General features: G+C 46.0%; 13 protein-coding genes and 3 tRNA genes. 3 read left to right on the top strand and 13 right to left on the bottom strand.

Annotation, left to right across the window (positions count from 1 at the left end):
- Positions 1 to 7: 7 nt before the first annotated feature.
- From rimM to ffh, 3 genes are all read right to left on the bottom strand, one after another.
- On the bottom strand, positions 8 to 532 hold the full coding sequence (rimM, locus tag CWC33_RS09930; RefSeq protein WP_088769354.1) for a ribosome maturation factor RimM: 525 nt from the start codon (positions 530 to 532) through the stop codon (positions 8 to 10).
- A 26-nt stretch (positions 533 to 558) separates the two neighbouring features.
- Entirely contained in the window at positions 559 to 807 is a 249-nt protein-coding gene (gene rpsP, locus CWC33_RS09925; protein WP_088767834.1) for a 30S ribosomal protein S16, read from the bottom strand.
- A gap of 119 nt (positions 808 to 926) precedes the next feature.
- On the bottom strand, positions 927 to 2,291 hold the full coding sequence (gene ffh, locus CWC33_RS09920; protein ID WP_100691786.1) for a signal recognition particle protein: 1,365 nt from the start codon (positions 2,289 to 2,291) through the stop codon (positions 927 to 929).
- A gap of 162 nt (positions 2,292 to 2,453) precedes the next feature.
- Here ffh and CWC33_RS09915 point away from each other — a divergent pair, with 162 nt between their 5' ends.
- Together CWC33_RS09915 and CWC33_RS09910 are read left to right on the top strand one after the other, a co-directional pair.
- Entirely contained in the window at positions 2,454 to 3,248 is a 795-nt protein-coding gene (locus CWC33_RS09915; RefSeq protein ID WP_100691785.1) for a cytochrome C assembly family protein, read from the top strand.
- Between the two features lie 68 nt (positions 3,249 to 3,316).
- Positions 3,317 to 4,615: an HlyC/CorC family transporter gene (locus tag CWC33_RS09910; protein ID WP_100691784.1), complete on the top strand. Its 1,299-nt coding sequence runs from the start codon at positions 3,317 to 3,319 to the stop codon at positions 4,613 to 4,615.
- Here CWC33_RS09910 and CWC33_RS09905 read toward each other — a convergent pair.
- Together CWC33_RS09905 and gshA are read right to left on the bottom strand one after the other, a co-directional pair.
- Positions 4,612 to 5,250 carry a transglycosylase SLT domain-containing protein gene (locus CWC33_RS09905; RefSeq protein ID WP_100691783.1) on the bottom strand — a complete coding sequence of 213 codons (639 nt, stop codon included), beginning with the start codon at positions 5,248 to 5,250 and terminating at the stop codon, positions 4,612 to 4,614. The two genes, CWC33_RS09910 and CWC33_RS09905, sit on opposite strands and share 4 nt — an antisense overlap.
- 130 nt (positions 5,251 to 5,380) lie before the next feature.
- A complete protein-coding gene (gene gshA, locus CWC33_RS09900) occupies positions 5,381 to 6,985 on the bottom strand; it encodes a glutamate--cysteine ligase (RefSeq protein WP_100691782.1) in 1,605 nt (534 codons plus the stop codon).
- Between the two features lie 168 nt (positions 6,986 to 7,153).
- Here gshA and CWC33_RS09895 point away from each other — a divergent pair, with 168 nt between their 5' ends.
- On the top strand, positions 7,154 to 9,757 hold the full coding sequence (locus CWC33_RS09895) for a response regulator (protein WP_100691781.1): 2,604 nt from the start codon (positions 7,154 to 7,156) through the stop codon (positions 9,755 to 9,757).
- 202 nt (positions 9,758 to 9,959) lie between these two features.
- Here CWC33_RS09895 and CWC33_RS09890 read toward each other — a convergent pair whose 3' ends face one another.
- The 8 genes from CWC33_RS09890 to alaS all read right to left on the bottom strand — a co-directional run bounded on the left by CWC33_RS09890 (position 9,960) and on the right by alaS (position 16,680).
- Positions 9,960 to 11,087, bottom strand: coding sequence for a sodium ion-translocating decarboxylase subunit beta (locus CWC33_RS09890; RefSeq protein WP_088767828.1), 1,128 nt, complete (start codon positions 11,085 to 11,087; stop codon positions 9,960 to 9,962).
- A 1-nt stretch (position 11,088) separates the two neighbouring features.
- A complete protein-coding gene (oadA, locus tag CWC33_RS09885) occupies positions 11,089 to 12,900 on the bottom strand; it encodes a sodium-extruding oxaloacetate decarboxylase subunit alpha (protein ID WP_100691780.1) in 1,812 nt (603 codons plus the stop codon).
- Positions 12,897 to 13,160: an OadG family transporter subunit gene (locus CWC33_RS09880; protein WP_100691779.1), complete on the bottom strand. Its 264-nt coding sequence runs from the start codon at positions 13,158 to 13,160 to the stop codon at positions 12,897 to 12,899. Before CWC33_RS09880 ends, oadA begins: the two co-directional genes overlap by 4 nt.
- 160 nt (positions 13,161 to 13,320) lie before the next feature.
- Positions 13,321 to 13,397 (bottom strand) — tRNA-Arg (locus tag CWC33_RS09875).
- Between the two features lie 26 nt (positions 13,398 to 13,423).
- Positions 13,424 to 13,500: transfer RNA gene (locus CWC33_RS09870), tRNA-Arg, on the bottom strand.
- Between the two features lie 18 nt (positions 13,501 to 13,518).
- Positions 13,519 to 13,611: transfer RNA gene (locus tag CWC33_RS09865), tRNA-Ser, on the bottom strand.
- Between the two features lie 157 nt (positions 13,612 to 13,768).
- Complete coding sequence (gene csrA / locus CWC33_RS09860; protein ID WP_053952511.1) at positions 13,769 to 13,960, bottom strand: carbon storage regulator CsrA; 192 nt, start codon at positions 13,958 to 13,960, stop codon at positions 13,769 to 13,771.
- A gap of 119 nt (positions 13,961 to 14,079) precedes the next feature.
- Entirely contained in the window at positions 14,080 to 16,680 is a 2,601-nt protein-coding gene (alaS, locus tag CWC33_RS09855) for an alanine--tRNA ligase (protein WP_100691778.1), read from the bottom strand.
- Between the last annotated feature and the right edge of the window lie 58 nt (positions 16,681 to 16,738).

Raw genomic sequence — 16,738 nt, 5'->3', positions numbered from 1 at the left:
ACTTCCATTAGAAGTCAGACGGCCAGTCAACCTGAATGCGTTTCTCTTCCCGATTAATCTCAGTGATATATTCACTTTGAATAAAGGGAATAAGACGCTCAGACTTTCCAAACGCATCATTGCTATTTGCTTTTACCACCAACACATCATTCGATGCGGTTGGCATTATCTGTTCAACCACCCCCATGTCATAGCCTTGAAGGTTCACCACTTGCAAACCGATTAGGTCATGCCAGTAGAACTCATCATCAGCTAATTCAGGCAACTCATCTGCAGTAATGCAGATATCCGCTCCGGTCAGGCGCGCAGCTTGATCACGGTCGGATACACCTTCCAGTCGAGCAATCAGTCCCTTATTGTGGCGACGCCACTCAGCGACTTCGATAGTTTGCTCACCTTTTTGTTTGAGCAGCCAAGGGCTGTATTCAAATATTGACTCAGGGTCTTGCGTAAATGACTGTACTTTCAGCCAACCTTTTACGCCATACACCGCACCTAAGCGACCTATAACGATATGTTCTGACTGAGCCATCATTAACTACCCTGAACAATTAATGCTTACGCCGCAGCGCTTGCATCTTTAACTAACTTAGCAACGCGCTCAGATAATTGTGCGCCTTTGCCTACCCAGTGCTCGATGCGGTCAACATCAACACGAAGTTTTTCTTCCTGACCACGAGCTAGCGGGTTAAAAAATCCTACGTTCTCGATGAAACGACCGTCGCGTGAACGGCGACTGTCAGCAACTACCATTTGGTAGAAGGGGCGCTTTTTAGCACCGCCACGTTGTAAACGAATGGTTACCATTGCGTTCCTCAATATAACTGTTGTTTAAATGTAAAAAATAGCAAAGCCCTCCGACTGAGTCGGAAGGCTCGGCAATTCTACTGATTTTTCGTTGAAATGCAAGCTTGACGCGCTTTTTCCTAACGGCCTGGAAACATTCCCGGAGGCAGTTTCCCACCCATACCGCGCATCATTTTCTGAAGACCACCGCCTTTCATCTTTTTCATCATTTTTTGCATCTGCATAAACTGCTTCAGTAACTTGTTCACGTCCTGAACTTGTGTTCCTGAACCCGTCGCAATACGGCGTTTACGAGAGCCTTTAATGACATCGGGGTGACGTCTTTCCTGTGGGGTCATTGAATTAATAATCGCTTCCATACGCAGCGTCATTTTATCATCCATTTGACCTTTAATTTGATCGGTCATTTTACCCATGCCGGGCATTTTATCCATGAGCCCCATCATGCCGCCCATCTCACGCATTTGCACAAGCTGGTCGCGAAAATCCTCCAGTGAAAACTGGCCTTTTTTCATGACTTTCTTGGCGACTTTCTCAGCTTTTTCCTTGTCGACCTTCTGTTCGACTTCTTCTATGAGCGACAGCACATCGCCCATACCAAGAATACGTGACGCAACCCGATCGGGGTGGAAGGCCTCCAGGGCATCCGTTTTTTCGCCGACACCAAGAAACTTAATGGGCTTGCCGGTAATATGGCGAATCGATAATGCAGCACCACCACGGGCGTCACCATCGGTTTTCGTCAAAATAACACCAGTTAAAGGCAATGCATCACTAAATGCTTTTGCCGTGTTCGCCGCATCCTGACCGGTCATCGCATCAACAACAAACAGCGTTTCAATAGGCTTAATGCTTGAGTGAAGTTGCTGAATTTCCGTCATCATGTCTTCATCGACCGCTAGACGACCTGCCGTATCAACCAGAACCACATCGACAAACTGTTTACGTGCTGCCGCTATGGCCGCATTGGCGATATCAACCGGCTTTTGTTCGGTAGACGACGGGAAAAAATCAACCCCCACCTGCTCGGCAATGGTTTCCAGCTGCTTAATGGCTGCTGGTCGATACACGTCGGCACTAACCACCATCACTTTCTTTTTCTCACGCTCGGCGAGGAATTTGGCGAGCTTACCAACACTGGTCGTTTTACCCGCACCTTGCAGGCCAGCCATTAGTATCACAGCCGGTGGTTGCGTATTCAGTTGCAACGGGGCATTACCCTCGCCCATCGCCGATTCTAATTCTGACTGGACGATTTTGACGAACACCTGCCCCGGTGTCAGGCTTTTATTGACCTCAGTACCAACCGCTCGTTCTTTTACCTTTGCGATAAAATCTTTTACAACCGGTAACGCAACGTCAGCCTCAAGCAGCGCCATACGCACTTCACGTAACGTTTCCTTTATATTATCTTCTGTCAGCCGACCTCGGCCACCGATAGAACGCATCGTCTGCGATAGGCGTTCTGATAAATTTTCAAACATATCGGTCGTCTCTTTTAATTTCGGAATTCTGGCGTACAAAGTGAATGGGGGCAGTATATCCGAATTGCAAGAAAGTTTCGCCCCCCAAAGTATTGGGTTTAACCGTTTGACAACGTATACTCAACATCAAGAACAACAAACATCAGGGAAACTGAGCGCGTGATGCTCTTTATATTGCTGCTAATCAGTGTCGTCGGCTATTCGGCTAGTGCTTTCATCATTTTGCAAACCGTATTTAACGGTAAAGAGCATAAGCCAGCGTCACAAATTATTCCCGCAGGTATCGCTATCATTGCGCATGGTTGGCTTATTGTTCAGCAGCTTGCTGTTGATGACTTTGACCATATTAATCTGTCGTCCAGTCTGAGTATGGTCGCCCTATTTGTCACCGTGACCTCATTCATTCGCTTCCAGCGCTTCAGTAATTTGTTTCTTAAGCCCATTATTTATCTGTTTTCAGCGTTAACCTGTGTATTGTTGGTATTTACCCCGGTTCATCTCGGGGCAGACATTAGCTCAAAACATGCGTTATTTATTCATATTGCACTGTCGCTAATTGCTTACGGCATTCTTGCGCTGGCCACGCTATACGCAATACAAACCAGCTACTTAAGCCGTATTTTAAAACGACGTAAAAATCACTCGCTACTCAACAAGCTTCCGCCACTAATGACCATAGAAAGAAACTTTTTTAATTTATTGGCACTTGGCACCGTAGCGCTGTTTGTTGCCTTGGGCAGTGGTTTTTTATTTTTAGAAGATATGTTTGCCCAGAATCAAGCACATAAGACCATATTAACCAGCCTGGCAGCCGTCATTTACTTAATTGCGCTTGTTTTACATAGAGTTTCCGGCCTACGTGGGCGGCTCATTGTTCTATTGACGTTGACGGCTAGCACGTTACTCACGCTTGGGTATTTTGGAAGTCGTTTTGTGAAAGACTTCTTAATAGGCTAAACAACCCTTGACTTCATCGCTCAGCACTCTAAATTGTCACATTCTAAGTTAACGTAAGGAAATAACCGTTGGACGAGATATCGACGAGCCTGTTGCTCGTTATTTTAGCCGTACTGATATTTTTATCCGCTTACTTTTCAGGCTCTGAAACCGGGATGATGTCGATAAACCGGTATCGCCTAAGACATCTGGTGCAAAGTAATCACCGCGGAGCCAAGCGCGTCCAGCATTTATTAGACCGTCCCGACAGGCTCATTGGTCTTATTCTTATTGGCAACAATTTGGTCAACATTGGTGCCTCAGCGATAGCTACTATTATCTGTTTGCGCTGGTTTGGTGACGCTGGTATTGTCGTCGCTACTTTCGGCCTGACTCTTATCATCCTCATATTCTCAGAAGTAACCCCTAAAACGATTGCCGCGCTGCACCCAGAAGAGATCTCTTTTCCAAGTTCATTAATTTTGCTGCCCTTGCTTAAGGTCATGTACCCGGTGGTCATTGGCGTTAATGCAATAACCAACTCATTCATGAGGCTCCTGGGAGTCAACCCAAAACAGTCTGGTATGGCTGATGCACTGAGTACCGAAGAGCTTCGGACAGTGGTTAATGAAGCGGGAAATTTAATACCCACCTCTCACCAGGAGATGTTGGTCAGCATACTTGACTTAGAAAAGGTAACCGTAGAAGACGTGATGGTGCCACGTAATGAAATTATCGGCATCGACATTAATGATGAGTGGAAGTCTATCGTCAAGCAATTGTCCAATGGGCAACACACCAGGGTATTGCTTTACCGTAACGAAATAGACGACGCCGTAGGTTTCCTGCACGCTCGCGATGTCATGCGGCTAATGACGAAAAACCAGTTTAATGCAGACAAGTCTATATTAGTGCGCGCCGCACGGGATATTTACTTTATTCCAGAAGGCACGCCACTCAATGTCCAGCTATTAAAATTTCAGCGCAGTAAAGAGCGCATAGGGCTAGTCGTTGATGAATACGGCGATATTCAAGGCTTAGTAACACTGGAAGATATCCTGGAAGAAATTGTCGGTGACTTCACTACTACGATGGCACCGGCCCCAAGCGAGTCGGTGACTCAAGAAAGCGATGGTGTTTACGTAGTAGACGGGTCAGCAAACCTTCGCGAACTGAATAAAGAAATGGAGTGGGACTTCCCGACGGATGGTCCGAAAACACTCAGTGGTCTTATCATCGAACAGTTTGGTGATATACCAGACTCACGCTTATGCCTGCGCCTTGGCGGCTATCCGGTAGAGCTGGTTGAAGTCGGTGACACCATGATTAAACAAGCTCGGGTTTTGCCTGAACTCTACAAGGCACCGACAGAAACCCAAAATGACTAACCAAAGAAAAGGCGCCACAACCAACCTTTTTGCAAGTCTTCTTCGCAAGTCTTGAGCTGCGTCGCATACGTTAATGAGCGGCGCTTAACAATTTTTGATACGCGAACCAACCAAGGCTTTTTCAAATAACTTTTGCGTTGATAGCCGCCCCAACCCTCATGATAATTCAGGTATTGTCCGTAAGCGTCCCACTTTGAAACACCATTGACTTGGTACGTTTTATAGATAAACCAACCCATAAAGTCGATAGCATCTTCAAATGAAGAGCGACTTGCCCAACTGTTGCCTGTTTCACGCTGATAGTCTTCCCAAGTCATAGTTTTTGCTTGCGAATACCCGTAAGCGGAACTGACCCGCCCCCACGGAATAAAACCTAATAAATAATCTCTAGGCGGCAGCGCATCATGCTTAAAAGAGCTTTCCTGATACATCATAGCCATAGGAACATGAATAGGAACGCCCCAACGTTCACGTGCATCTTCGGCAGCGTCATACCAATCGCGATGCTCTTCAAAAATAGCACAAATGTTCTCTGGGTTTTCAGGGGGTGGGGTTGCACAACCACTTAACAGAACAGCAAAAGCCGCAGCTGAAAAGGTGATTCGGTTAACTGGCTTAAAAAAATGTATTTTCATTGAACTTTCTTCAAATAGGTTACTCTGAATATATGAACACATTGAGAGTTAACGTATTTGTTCATCCCCTGAACGTTTTATTTGACGCAGCCAACATTGGCTGCGTTTTTTTATGTGTCATATAAAAAAGCTAACGTCCCGGCTGCTTCGCACTTTCAAAATAATTCATTAAAAAGGTGTCAAAGTCGACCTTATTGTCTTGTTCATACCGATCATTGAATGCTTTTTCTGAACTCTGGGCCCATTCACTAAAATCAGCCTGACTGTATAACTCAAGACCCGAACTTATCATTTGCTGACGATATCGCTTCGCTAAAAGCATTCCTATGCGGCTGTTGTCCCAGTTTTCAGACTGTAGCTGATGCATAATTTGCCCGGAAAGTGTTCGCTCCGGGTTCAAAACCCATTCGTACAAGTCCGCCAAATCATTCTGATAGTCCTTCGAATGACTCGAGTTGTCCAGCGTTTTTGCCAACAGCGAAAAATCGGCAAACAGCTCTTCAAGCCAGTCAGCCATTAGTCTGTCGATACCGTTATGCGCCAGACTTAAGCGTGGGTTACGGCCTTGCATAACCACTTTGGTAAAATTCTTATCCGCTTGTTGCTGCTGCTCCCAAGTCATCTCGTCACTTGGCTGCAACAAACAGTGCAACAATAACAAATCGAGGAAGCGCATTTGTTGAGCGGTAATCCCCACGTCGCTAAATGGATTCACATCCAGCGCTCTTATTTCAATGTACTCAACCCCACCGCGTTCTAAAGCTTGACTTGGCGTTTCGCCATCCCGGGCAATCTGCTTAGGCCGAATTGGCGAGTAAAACTCATTTTCTATCTGCAAAATATTGTCGTTTAATTGACGGTATTCGTCGTCAACTTTTACACCTATTTTCGAAAACTGCTGAGACTGAGTAGTTATTGCTTTACGCAAACCTTCTACGTACTCCCCCAAAGAGTTATAGGTAATTTTTAACGTCGCCTGCTCTTTATTGGTATAGCCCAAATCACTCATGCGCAAAGACGTACCATAAGGCAAAAACACCGTTCCTTTACCAACAGTGTCAAAGTCCCACTTTTTCAACAGCTCTTCATTATTGGTCTGGGTGAAAAACGACTTACACAATGCCGGTGATGCGCCAAACAAATAGGGAATAACCCAGGCAATTCGTTTGAAGTTACGAATTAAACCGAAATATCTTTTACTGCGATAATCACTGTCATTCACCTCGCCGTCAATTTGCGCGAGCTGCTCCCACATCTCATCGGATACTGAGAAGTTATAATGAACCCCCGCAATGACTTGCATGGTCGCTCCGTAGCGGTAAGTTAATCCTCGACGATATAAACTTTTCATTCGCCCGGAGTGAGAGTCTCCATATTTAGCAATACGGATGTCTTTGTCGGAGCCCAGATAGCACGGCATACTCATTGGCCATAACAACTCTTCTCCGATAGCATTATAAGTAACCCGATGAATATCACGTAATTGCTTTAACGTAGTATCAATATTCGTTGCTACTGGCGTAATAAATTCCAGAAGGTTCTCAGAATAGTCTGTTGTGATGGTTGGGTGAGTCAAGGTACGACCTAACTTACCAGGGTGATCGGTTGTTGCGAGTGTGCCATTTTCATTAATACGCAAGGCTTCGCGCTCGATACCACGTTTTATTCCCTGCCAAACATTCGGCTTATCACTTTGCTTAAGCGTTTCTACAACTGATTGAAATGTGGCTTGCAAGAGACTACTCCACTGACAAAAACGGATTATTTTCTGCTGCTAAGCTTACTGGTAAATACTTTAAACGTCCATGATAGAGGTCGTAATTTTCCTGATATTGCTTGGCGATTCACCATCAACATGGCAGACTAACGCACGTATACAACCCTCTTTCGGTTATGGATTACCATGAGCTCATTCTGGACGTTTTTACAGCTGATTTTCGTTGTTCTGCAAGTATCAAGCCTTGTGCTTTACGCGCTGCTGCCTTCCCCCTGGAGCGACACCGTTCTGGTCGCAATGATAACGTTCAGCTTAATTATTGGCATTGCTATTTGGTGGTGGTCACGCCGTAACGCGTTAACCGCTCCTTTCCGGCAGCCGTTTTTGTCATCTGACTCAATGCAGCTTTTTGAACAAGTTTTTAATGACTTGCCGACTCGGGTTTACTGGCGCGATTCTGAGCTAAATTTACTCGGCGGCAACGAGGCTTTTGCTAAGGACTTAGGTCTTGAGCCAGAGGCTATTACCGGGAAATCAGATAGTGATATTCCAATACTCGCCAATAACTTAATTCTCCGGAAGAAAGACCAGACGACATTTGAAGAACAACAACCCTCAACCAACGAAGAGTTGGAGTTAACCCTCGCTCAGGGGAGTCGCTGGGTTGAGCACTCCAGTGTACCGCTGCACGATGACGACGGTAACATCATTGGTATTTTAGGCAGCTACTACGACATCTCCGGCATTAAATCAGTTGCCGAGGAAATGGAAAAGGCCAAAGAAACCGCAGAAAATGCTAACCGCTCTAAAGGCGAGTTTCTTGCTAACATGAGTCATGAAATTCGCACACCGATTAATGCCATTGTCGGTATGGCTAACTTGTGCCTTAAAACGGAGTTGAATCAGAAGCAGAAACGCTACATCAAAGTCATCGACTCGTCCTCGCAAGCGTTGTTAGGTGTGATTAATGACATCCTCGACTTTTCAAAAATTGATGCCGGTAAACTGACCGTTGAAGAAATACCGTTTGATTTGCAAGACGTACTGACGTCGTTAGCCGACATGTTTGCCTATCGCGCCTACGACAAAGATCTCGAGTTCATTATTAATTTACCGGCCAATATTCCCACTAAACTCATTGGTGACCCGCTGCGCTTAAACCAGGTACTTGTGAATCTCATTAGCAACGCCATAAAGTTCACCGAAGACGGTGAGATCAATGTTGCGGTTAACTTGCTCGACAGCTCAGACAGCGACGTTCTGCTGCGTATTTCAGTCACCGATACCGGTATTGGCATGGACGAAGAACAACGAGCCAATTTATTTAAAGAGTTTACTCAGGCCGATACCTCAACCACACGCAAGTATGGTGGCACCGGGCTTGGTCTTGCGATATCCCGTAGACTCATTCTCTTGATGGGAGGTGATATCGGTGTGACGAGTGCAGTTGAACAAGGATCGACTTTCTATATCGAGATACAACTGCCGGTGCAGCGCGAGCAAGACAACAGCCACCACGAATATCTGCTGAAGCACTTAACTGATAAACGAATTTTGGCGGTTGATGACAATTTAAGTACTCGCGAAATGCTTTATGAAATGCTGCGCAGTTATAAAGTTGACGTCAAAGTGTGCCGTACTGCGGAGCAAGCGCTTAAAGTCTTCGAAGAATCCGTTCAGGAAGGCAACCCATACGAGTTACTACTCGTTGACTGGCGATTGCCGGGTATGGACGGTTTGCAATTGTGCGAGAAAATAACTCAAACTTACGATGCCGATATACGTCCTAAGCTAACGTTAGCTACCGGCTATTACGCTGAAGAATTGTCGGAAAAAGCCAAACGTGCTGGTGTAAACGATATTTTATCGAAGCCATTTACTGCATCGACACTTGGACGCAGTTTAACCTCGACACTGCTGCACCGGGATATTGACGAAGAAATCAGTCCGGAATCATCAGGTAGTATTCCTGATAATCTGATTGGCGCGCCCGTATTGGTTGTGGAAGACAACGAAATTAACCAACAGGTAGCACGTGAGATACTCAGCAGTCATAAGTTTCAGGTTGATATCGCAGAGAACGGTCAGCTTGCTGTAGAGGCGGTGCGCAAAAAAAATTACGCCATCGTACTTATGGATATTCAGATGCCAGTGATGGATGGACTTAAAGCTGCACAACAGATTCGAACTGAGTTCACATACAAACAACTGCCCATTCTGGCCATGACAGCCAATGCAATGAGCGGCGATGAAGAGCGTTCGCTGGCGGCGGGTATGCAAGGCCATATACCTAAACCCATTGACGAAAAAGTGCTACTGAAAGCAATTTCAAAATGGGCAGTTCCCGGTGACTATTCGGATGAAAACGCCAACAATACTGGAGCTGTAGATGAGCAGCCGGAACCAACGACTAATACGCCAATAAAAATACCACAAGTCAAAGGGATTGATTTTGAGTCTGCCCTCGCTCGACTACAATACAATGTTGAATTGTATTTAAAACTGGTAGAGCAGCTTTACGAGAGCTATCAAGGTAGTGCGACCAAGGTGTCAGACTTTATCACGCGCGGCCAACATGATAGCGCCAAACGTTATTTTCACTCATTGAAAGGTGCAGCAGCTAACTTAGGCTTTACGCAGCTTAAAAATAAAGCCGCTGATTTAGAGTCTTTTATGGCGGAAGGTGAAATTGATAAAGTCGCTGACCAAATAACCGAGCTTGAAAAACGCTTGCGTTTCGCACACCAGGCAGCACAAGATCTGGAAACTATTCAGCAGCATCAATCTTAAGGTTAATTATGATACGTTACTTTTTTCTAATACCCCTGCTGCTAAGTCTGCTTTGGTTGCTATACCTTAAGACCAATGGCTGGACTATTAAGCAAGGGTACAAAGGATTTGTCTATATTGCCGTTATAAGCGCAGTCATCGCCGCTTTTTACACGGCGATGATGTTTATTACAGGGCGTTAGTCATTAGAGGAGTAGCCGGACTAAACCAGCGCAAGCAGTATACCGGCAGCCACAGCTGACCCCAGCACACCGGCCACATTAGGCCCCATAGCGTGCATTAACAGGAAATTCTGTTGATTCGAATCCAGTCCCACCTTATTCACAACACGCGCTGCCATGGGAACCGCAGAAACACCTGCCGCCCCAATAAGCGGGTTGATAGGATCTTTACTAAACTTCGCCATTAACTTCGCCATAAGCACCCCACTTGCCGTACCTATCGCAAAAGCAATTGCACCAAGTAATAAAATACCCAATGTCTGGAAGCTTAGAAACTGATCCGCCTGAAGCTTTGAGCCTACGGCTAAGCCCAAGAAGATAGTCACGATGTTAATCAGCTCATTCTGGGTTGTCTTGGTCAGCCGCTCAACAACTCCTGATTCACGCATTAAGTTACCTAAACAGAACATGCCAACCAACGGTGTTGCCGACGGTAGAAATAATAATGTTAAGGTAATTGCGATAAGCGGGAAAAATAGCTTTTCACGGCGTGCGACGGGTCGTAACTGCTCCATTTTAACCTGACGCTCTTCTTCAGTAGTAAGCAACTTCATAATTGGTGGCTGAATAATCGGCACCAACGCCATGTAAGAGTATGCTGCGACCGCAATGGCACCTAATAAATCCGGAGCTAATTTTGACGCCAGAAATATTGCAGTGGGTCCATCAGCACCACCGATAATTGAAATAGCAGCCGCATCTGACATTGAAAACTCAATGCCCGGAACAATGTTCAAAGCAATGGCTCCAAACAATGTTGCGAAAATACCGAACTGAGCGGCGCCGCCCAGAAACAGCATCTTAGGGTTTGCCAACAACGGACCAAAATCTGTTAATGCTCCGACCCCCATAAAAATCAGCAATGGAAACACGCCAGTGTCGATACCAACCGAATAGACGTAATACAACACTCCGCCCGGCTCGGTGAACCCAGCCAGCGGAATGTTGGCCAGTATTGCGCCAAAGCCGATTGGCAATAGCAGTAACGGCTCAAATTTTTTCGATATCGCTAAGTACAACAATAACCCGCCGACCAATATCATGCTGAACTGGCCCAGCGTCATTGCGGAAATACCGGTGGTTTCCCACAAAGTCATTAACTTATCCATGTTAACCCACCGTTACTAAGCTATCGCCAACTGTTACCGCATCGCCTTCTTTTACATGAATCGCGTTCACGGTACCGTCATTTTCCGCTTTAATATCGGTTTCCATTTTCATTGCTTCCATGACCAGAACGACATCTCCGGCTTTAACCTGACTGCCTTCCTTTGCGACGACTTTGAAAATATTCCCCGCTAATGGGGCTTTAATCGTTGTTCCTTCACCACCGCTTGCACCACCATTTTGGGATGTCGGTGCTGACTGTTTGTTACCTGAACTTTGCGCTTCTACTGAGTCAACCTGACCAGAAGGACCCACTTTTACACTGAACTTCTGACCGTCGACTTCCACATCATAAAGCTCGACACTGCCACTTGATTGTGCCGGAGCGGGCTGCGCCTGATCTCCTTCAGACGAACCTTCACCTGGCTCTTCCGGGGCTGGCTCAAAAGCATCCGGGTTATCGCGGTTTTTCAGGAATTTAAGACCGATTTGTGGGAACAGCGCGTAGGTCAATACGTCGTCTTCAACATTATCGGCCAAACGAATGTCCTGCTCTTTTGCTGTTTTCTTCAGCTCTTCAGTCAGTGCGTCCATTTCATCATCAATTAAGTCAGCCGGACGACAGGTAATAGGGTCATCACCATCTAACACACGTTTTTGCAGCTCTTTATTCACCTCTGCCGCTGTAGCACCGTACTCACCTTTGAGAACCGCTGCAGTTTCTTTTGAAATGTTGGCATAACGCTCACCGCTTAATACGTTAAGTACCGCTTGCGTTCCCACAATTTGAGAAGTTGGTGTCACCAGTGGAATAAAACCAAGATCTTCACGGACTTTAGGTATCTCTTCTAATACCTCATCAAACTTATCAATCGCACCCTGTTCTTTCAGCTGGTTTTCCATATTAGTCAGCATGCCGCCAGGCACCTGGGCCAGCAGAATTCTAGCATCCACGCCTTTCAGTGAACCTTCAAACTTAGCGTATTTTTTTCGCACATCGCGGAAGTAAGACGCAATCTCCGCTAAATCGGGTAGTGACAAGCCTGTATCTCTATCCGTGCCTTCCGTCATCGCCACCAATGTTTCCGTTGGTGAGTGACCATAGGTCATGCTCATCGACGAAATAGCGGTATCGAGCATATCAATACCCGCATCAATGGCCTTCTGGTAAGTCGCCACACTCAAACCAGTCGTGGCATGACATTGCATAGAAATCGGTAAGTCAGTCTTTTCTTTCAACGCACTGACTAAATCGTAAGCATCGTTCGGTCGCAGCAAGCCGGCCATGTCTTTAATGAATAACGAGTCACAGCCCAAGTCTTCAAGCTCTTGTGCCATCTCAACCCACTTATCCAGCGTATGCACAGGACTTACGGTGTAAGCCAAGGTACCCTGAGCATGTCCTTCAACATCCTTCGCTGCTTTTATCGCCGTTTTTAAGTTGCGAACGTCGTTCATAGCATCAAAAATACGGAACACATCCACACCATTATCTTTCGCCCGTTCGACAAAGCGACGCACGACGTCATCCGCATAGTGGCGATAGCCTAATAAATTCTGCCCTCGTAGCAGCATTTGCTGGCGTGTGTTTGGCATTGCCTTACTGAGCTCTCTAATACGTTCCCACGGATCTTCGCCTAAGTACCGAATACAAGAGTCAAAGGTTGCTCCGCCCCAGGACTCCATTGACCAATAACCGACTTTATCCAGCTTTTCCGCTATCGGTAACATGTCGTCTAAGCGCATTCTGGTCGCTAATAAAGACTGGTGAGCATCTCTTAAAACAAGCTCAGTTAACAGCAAAGGCTTACTCATTTAGACATCTCCTTGTTTTCTGCGGCCGAATGGCGCTGACGATATTGATGTACGGCAGCTGATACTGCTGCAACCAATGTCGGTGACTTCCCTGCGGAAGCGTCAGAGCGAGGTTGATTCGGTGTCTGTGGTGCTAACGAAGGCGTCGGTATCAACCATTTCATGACGGCCATACAGACAACTAATATGCATAAAAAGACAATGACAGCACCCATACCAACGAGCATGAGCTGAGCTGCTTGGGTAAGTAGTTCTTGCAAAAGACACCTCGAAACGACTGCAAATTGTTATAAATTTATTAAATACTATGGTAGCAAGTCGCGCAAGAATTTGCAGTGCGAAATAATCGGTATTCAAGAGCTAAATAAGCGAAATAGCAAAAGAAATAAGAAAGTAGACTATAAGGGAAAGTAAAGGAAATGGCGCGCCCGAGAGGAGTCGAACCTCTAACCGCCTGGTTCGTAGCCAGGTACTCTATCCAGTTGAGCTACGGGCGCATTGCCTGAAGTGTTTTTTGTGAAAATGGCGCGCCCGAGAGGAGTCGAACCTCTAACCGCCTGGTTCGTAGCCAGGTACTCTATCCAGTTGAGCTACGGGCGCTAATTTTCACTTAACGAATGGCGGAGAGGGAGGGATTCGAACCCTCGATAGGGCTACAAACCCTATACTCCCTTAGCAGGGGAGCGCCTTCAGCCACTCGGCCACCTCTCCAAATCGTTGTGGCGTGAATTCTAGCGATGTTGGCAATAATGTCAATTGGTTTTTTAAAAACAATGGTTCAAGTGTGGGATAATTGACCATCTCGTTGGATTTTTCCACAAATTAGGAAGAAAGTATAAAAAAACCGGCAAAAGCCGGTTTTTTCTAATTATTCTTTCTCGTCATGTTCATCGTCTTTTTCAGACTGAATGCGCATGTAAATTTCTTCTCGATGGACGGAAACATCCTTCGGGGCATTTACACCAATACGTACTTGGTTCCCTTTTACGCCAAGGACAGTGACCGAAACATCATCACCTATCATTAGTGTCTCACCTACACGGCGTGTCAAAATTAGCATAATTGCTCCTTCAATACTGTCCCGATGTTACCGCAACAATCGAACGTTTCCCTAAATTGATGTAAGCAGTCTACCAATAATGATAGCGATTACACTATAACGAAACTCATAACTCCAAGTTACGATAAATGCTGCTCTAACCAAGTTGTTGCCGTAGCCAAGGCTTCATTTAAATGTTCAGGCAGTGATCCTCCGGCTTGCGCCATATCGGGTCGACCACCACCCTTGCCACCAACCACATTAGCGGCTTGATTGACTAAATCCCCTGCTTTGACTTTAGCCGTTAAATCACCAGTTACCCCAGCAATCAAACTCACTTTTGAGCCATTCGCAGTTCCTAGTAATACGACACCAGAACCAATTTGGTTCTTCAGGTCATCAACTAATTCACGCAGTGATTTAGGGTCTGCTTGATCAAGTTCAGCAATAATCGCTTTGACACCGCCAATTTCAACGGCTTGCGAAACCAAACCGCCTCCAGCCTGCGAGGCGAGCTTCTTCTGCAATTGATCATTCTGACGCTCTAATTCACGTTGTTTTTGCAGTAACTGCTGAACTTTCTCAATTAAATTGTCTGGTTTGGCTTTAACTTCTCCAGCAATTTGGTTCAGTAACGCCTGCTGTCCTTGAGTATAACGCACCGCAGCTTCACCGGTTACCACTTCAATACGACGAACGCCGGACGCTATGCCGCTTTCTGAAATAATACGGAACAGACCGATATCACCAGTAGAACGAACGTGCGTACCGCCACACAACTCCATTGAGAAGTCGCCCATACGCACTACACGAACCTGCTCATCGTATTTTTCACCAAACAAAGCCATTGCGCCAGCGGCTTTTGCTTCTTCAATGTCCATTAACTGAGTTTCAAGCGACAAGTTAGCGCGGATTTGCGCATTCACCTCACGCTCAATTTGAGCAATTTGCTCTGCTGAAACCGGCTCAAAGTGCGAAAAGTCAAAGCGCATTTTATCCGCTTCAACCAGAGAACCCTTTTGAGTAACATGATCCCCTAATAAGTTTCGCAGTGCGGCATGCACTAAGTGTGTCGCCGAGTGATTCCGCTTAATATTTTCACGGCGCTCAGCATCAATTTCAGCTTTTACCGAATCATTGAGTTGAATGGTCGATAACGCTTTACCATGGTGCCCAATCGCTTTGCCAATATACTGCGTATCAGTCACTTCAAACACACCACCATTCGCAACCAATTTACCGGTATCGCCTGTTTGGCCGCCGCTTTCTGCATAAAACGGTGTTTCTGACAGCACAATAATACCGCTTTCTCCTGCTTCTAAGCTCTTAACAGGTTTTCCTTCTTTGAACAATTCAACGACCTTAGAATCGCCATCTATTTGTTCGTAGCCTGTGAACGCTGTTTTATGCTCGGACTTAATTTGCTCGTTATAGTCCATGCCGAACTGAGAAGCTTGCTGTGCTCTTTGTCTTTGCTCTGCCATGGCGTTTTCAAAACCTGCTTCATCAACGGTTAGCTCTTGCTCACGCGCAATGTCAGCGGTTAAGTCAACCGGGAAGCCATAAGTGTCGTAAAGCTTAAAGACCACGTCACCCGGAATAACTCTGCCATCAAGCTGTCTGATCTCATCAGACAGTATTGCCAGACCACGCTCAAGCGTGCGGGCAAACTGCTGCTCTTCACGCTCCAATGCATCTTTAATAACTGCCTGCTTTTCTACCAGTTCCGGATACGCGTCACCCATCTGGTTAACAAGCTCATCAACCAGCTGGAAGAAAAACGTTGCTTTCGCACCAAGTAAGTGACCGTGTCGCACTGCACGGCGAATAATACGGCGCAAGACATAGCCGCGTCCTTCATTTGAAGGCATCACGCCGTCAGCGATTAAGAACGAACATGAACGAATATGGTCCGCAATAACACGCAGTGATTTATTATCTAAATCGTCCGTACCAATAATTTTCGCTGCTGATTGAATAAGGGCCTGAAACAGATCAATTTCGTAGTTACTATGAACATTCTGCATAATGGCAGAAATACGCTCCAACCCCATTCCTGTATCGATTGATGGGTTTGGCAAAGACTCAAGCGTGCCATCTGCCTGACGGTTATATTGCATGAAAACCAGGTTCCAAATTTCAATGTAGCGGTCACCTTCTTCTTCCGGCGTACCCGGAGGACCGCCCCAAACATCCGGGCCATGGTCGTAAAATACTTCCGAGCATGGTCCACAAGGGCCAGTGTCACCCATCGACCAGAAATTATCTTCCTCACCAATGCGAGAGATGCGATCTTCCGGTACACCAATATCTTTTGCCCAGATATCGTAAGCTTCATCGTCTTCTGTAAAAACAGTCACCCACAGCTTTTCAGCCGGTAGTTTCAACTCACTGGTGAGAAAGTCCCACGCGTATTCAATCGCTTGCTTTTTAAAGTAGTCGCCAAAGCTAAAGTTACCCATCATCTCAAAAAAAGTGTGATGACGTGCGGTATAACCGACGTTTTCCAGGTCATTATGTTTACCGCCGGCACGCAGACAACGTTGTGCCGAAGTTGCTTTGTCGTAACGACGCTTATCGGTTCCCAAAAATACATCTTTAAACGGCACCATACCCGCATTAGTAAATAATAACGTTGGGTCATTGCCCGGTATCATTGATGCCGAAGGCACTCTTTCGTGTCCTCGCTTCGCAAAATAACTGAGAAATGTTTCACGAATTTGGGCACTGTTCATGCTCATAGTTTGTCCTACTCGCTTTTTCAAAAGACTGTGGGTTTAATTACTAATATACTGTTAG

It is taken from the genome of Idiomarina sp. X4, from assembly GCF_002808045.1.
GTDB lineage: Bacteria > Pseudomonadota > Gammaproteobacteria > Enterobacterales > Alteromonadaceae > Idiomarina.
This window is presented reverse-complemented; position numbering and strand designations above follow the sequence as displayed.

What these genes read in the sequence shown, in the direction of transcription:
- rpsP (WP_088767834.1), bottom strand. Translation starts at nt 807, where the DNA reads ATGGTAACCATTCGTTTACAACGTGGCGGTGCTAAAAAGCGCCCCTTC.
- oadA (WP_100691780.1), bottom strand. Translation starts at nt 12,900, where the DNA reads ATGAGTAAGCCTTTGCTGTTAACTGAGCTTGTTTTAAGAGATGCTCAC.
- ffh (WP_100691786.1), bottom strand. Translation starts at nt 2,291, where the DNA reads ATGTTTGAAAATTTATCAGAACGCCTATCGCAGACGATGCGTTCTATC.
- alaS (WP_100691778.1), bottom strand. Translation starts at nt 16,680, where the DNA reads ATGAGCATGAACAGTGCCCAAATTCGTGAAACATTTCTCAGTTATTTT.
- CWC33_RS09915 (WP_100691785.1), top strand. Translation starts at nt 2,454, where the DNA reads ATGCTCTTTATATTGCTGCTAATCAGTGTCGTCGGCTATTCGGCTAGT.
- csrA (WP_053952511.1), bottom strand. Translation starts at nt 13,960, where the DNA reads ATGCTAATTTTGACACGCCGTGTAGGTGAGACACTAATGATAGGTGAT.
- CWC33_RS09890 (WP_088767828.1), bottom strand. Translation starts at nt 11,087, where the DNA reads ATGGATAAGTTAATGACTTTGTGGGAAACCACCGGTATTTCCGCAATG.
- CWC33_RS09905 (WP_100691783.1), bottom strand. Translation starts at nt 5,250, where the DNA reads ATGAAAATACATTTTTTTAAGCCAGTTAACCGAATCACCTTTTCAGCT.
- rimM (WP_088769354.1), bottom strand. Translation starts at nt 532, where the DNA reads ATGGCTCAGTCAGAACATATCGTTATAGGTCGCTTAGGTGCGGTGTAT.
- CWC33_RS09895 (WP_100691781.1), top strand. Translation starts at nt 7,154, where the DNA reads ATGAGCTCATTCTGGACGTTTTTACAGCTGATTTTCGTTGTTCTGCAA.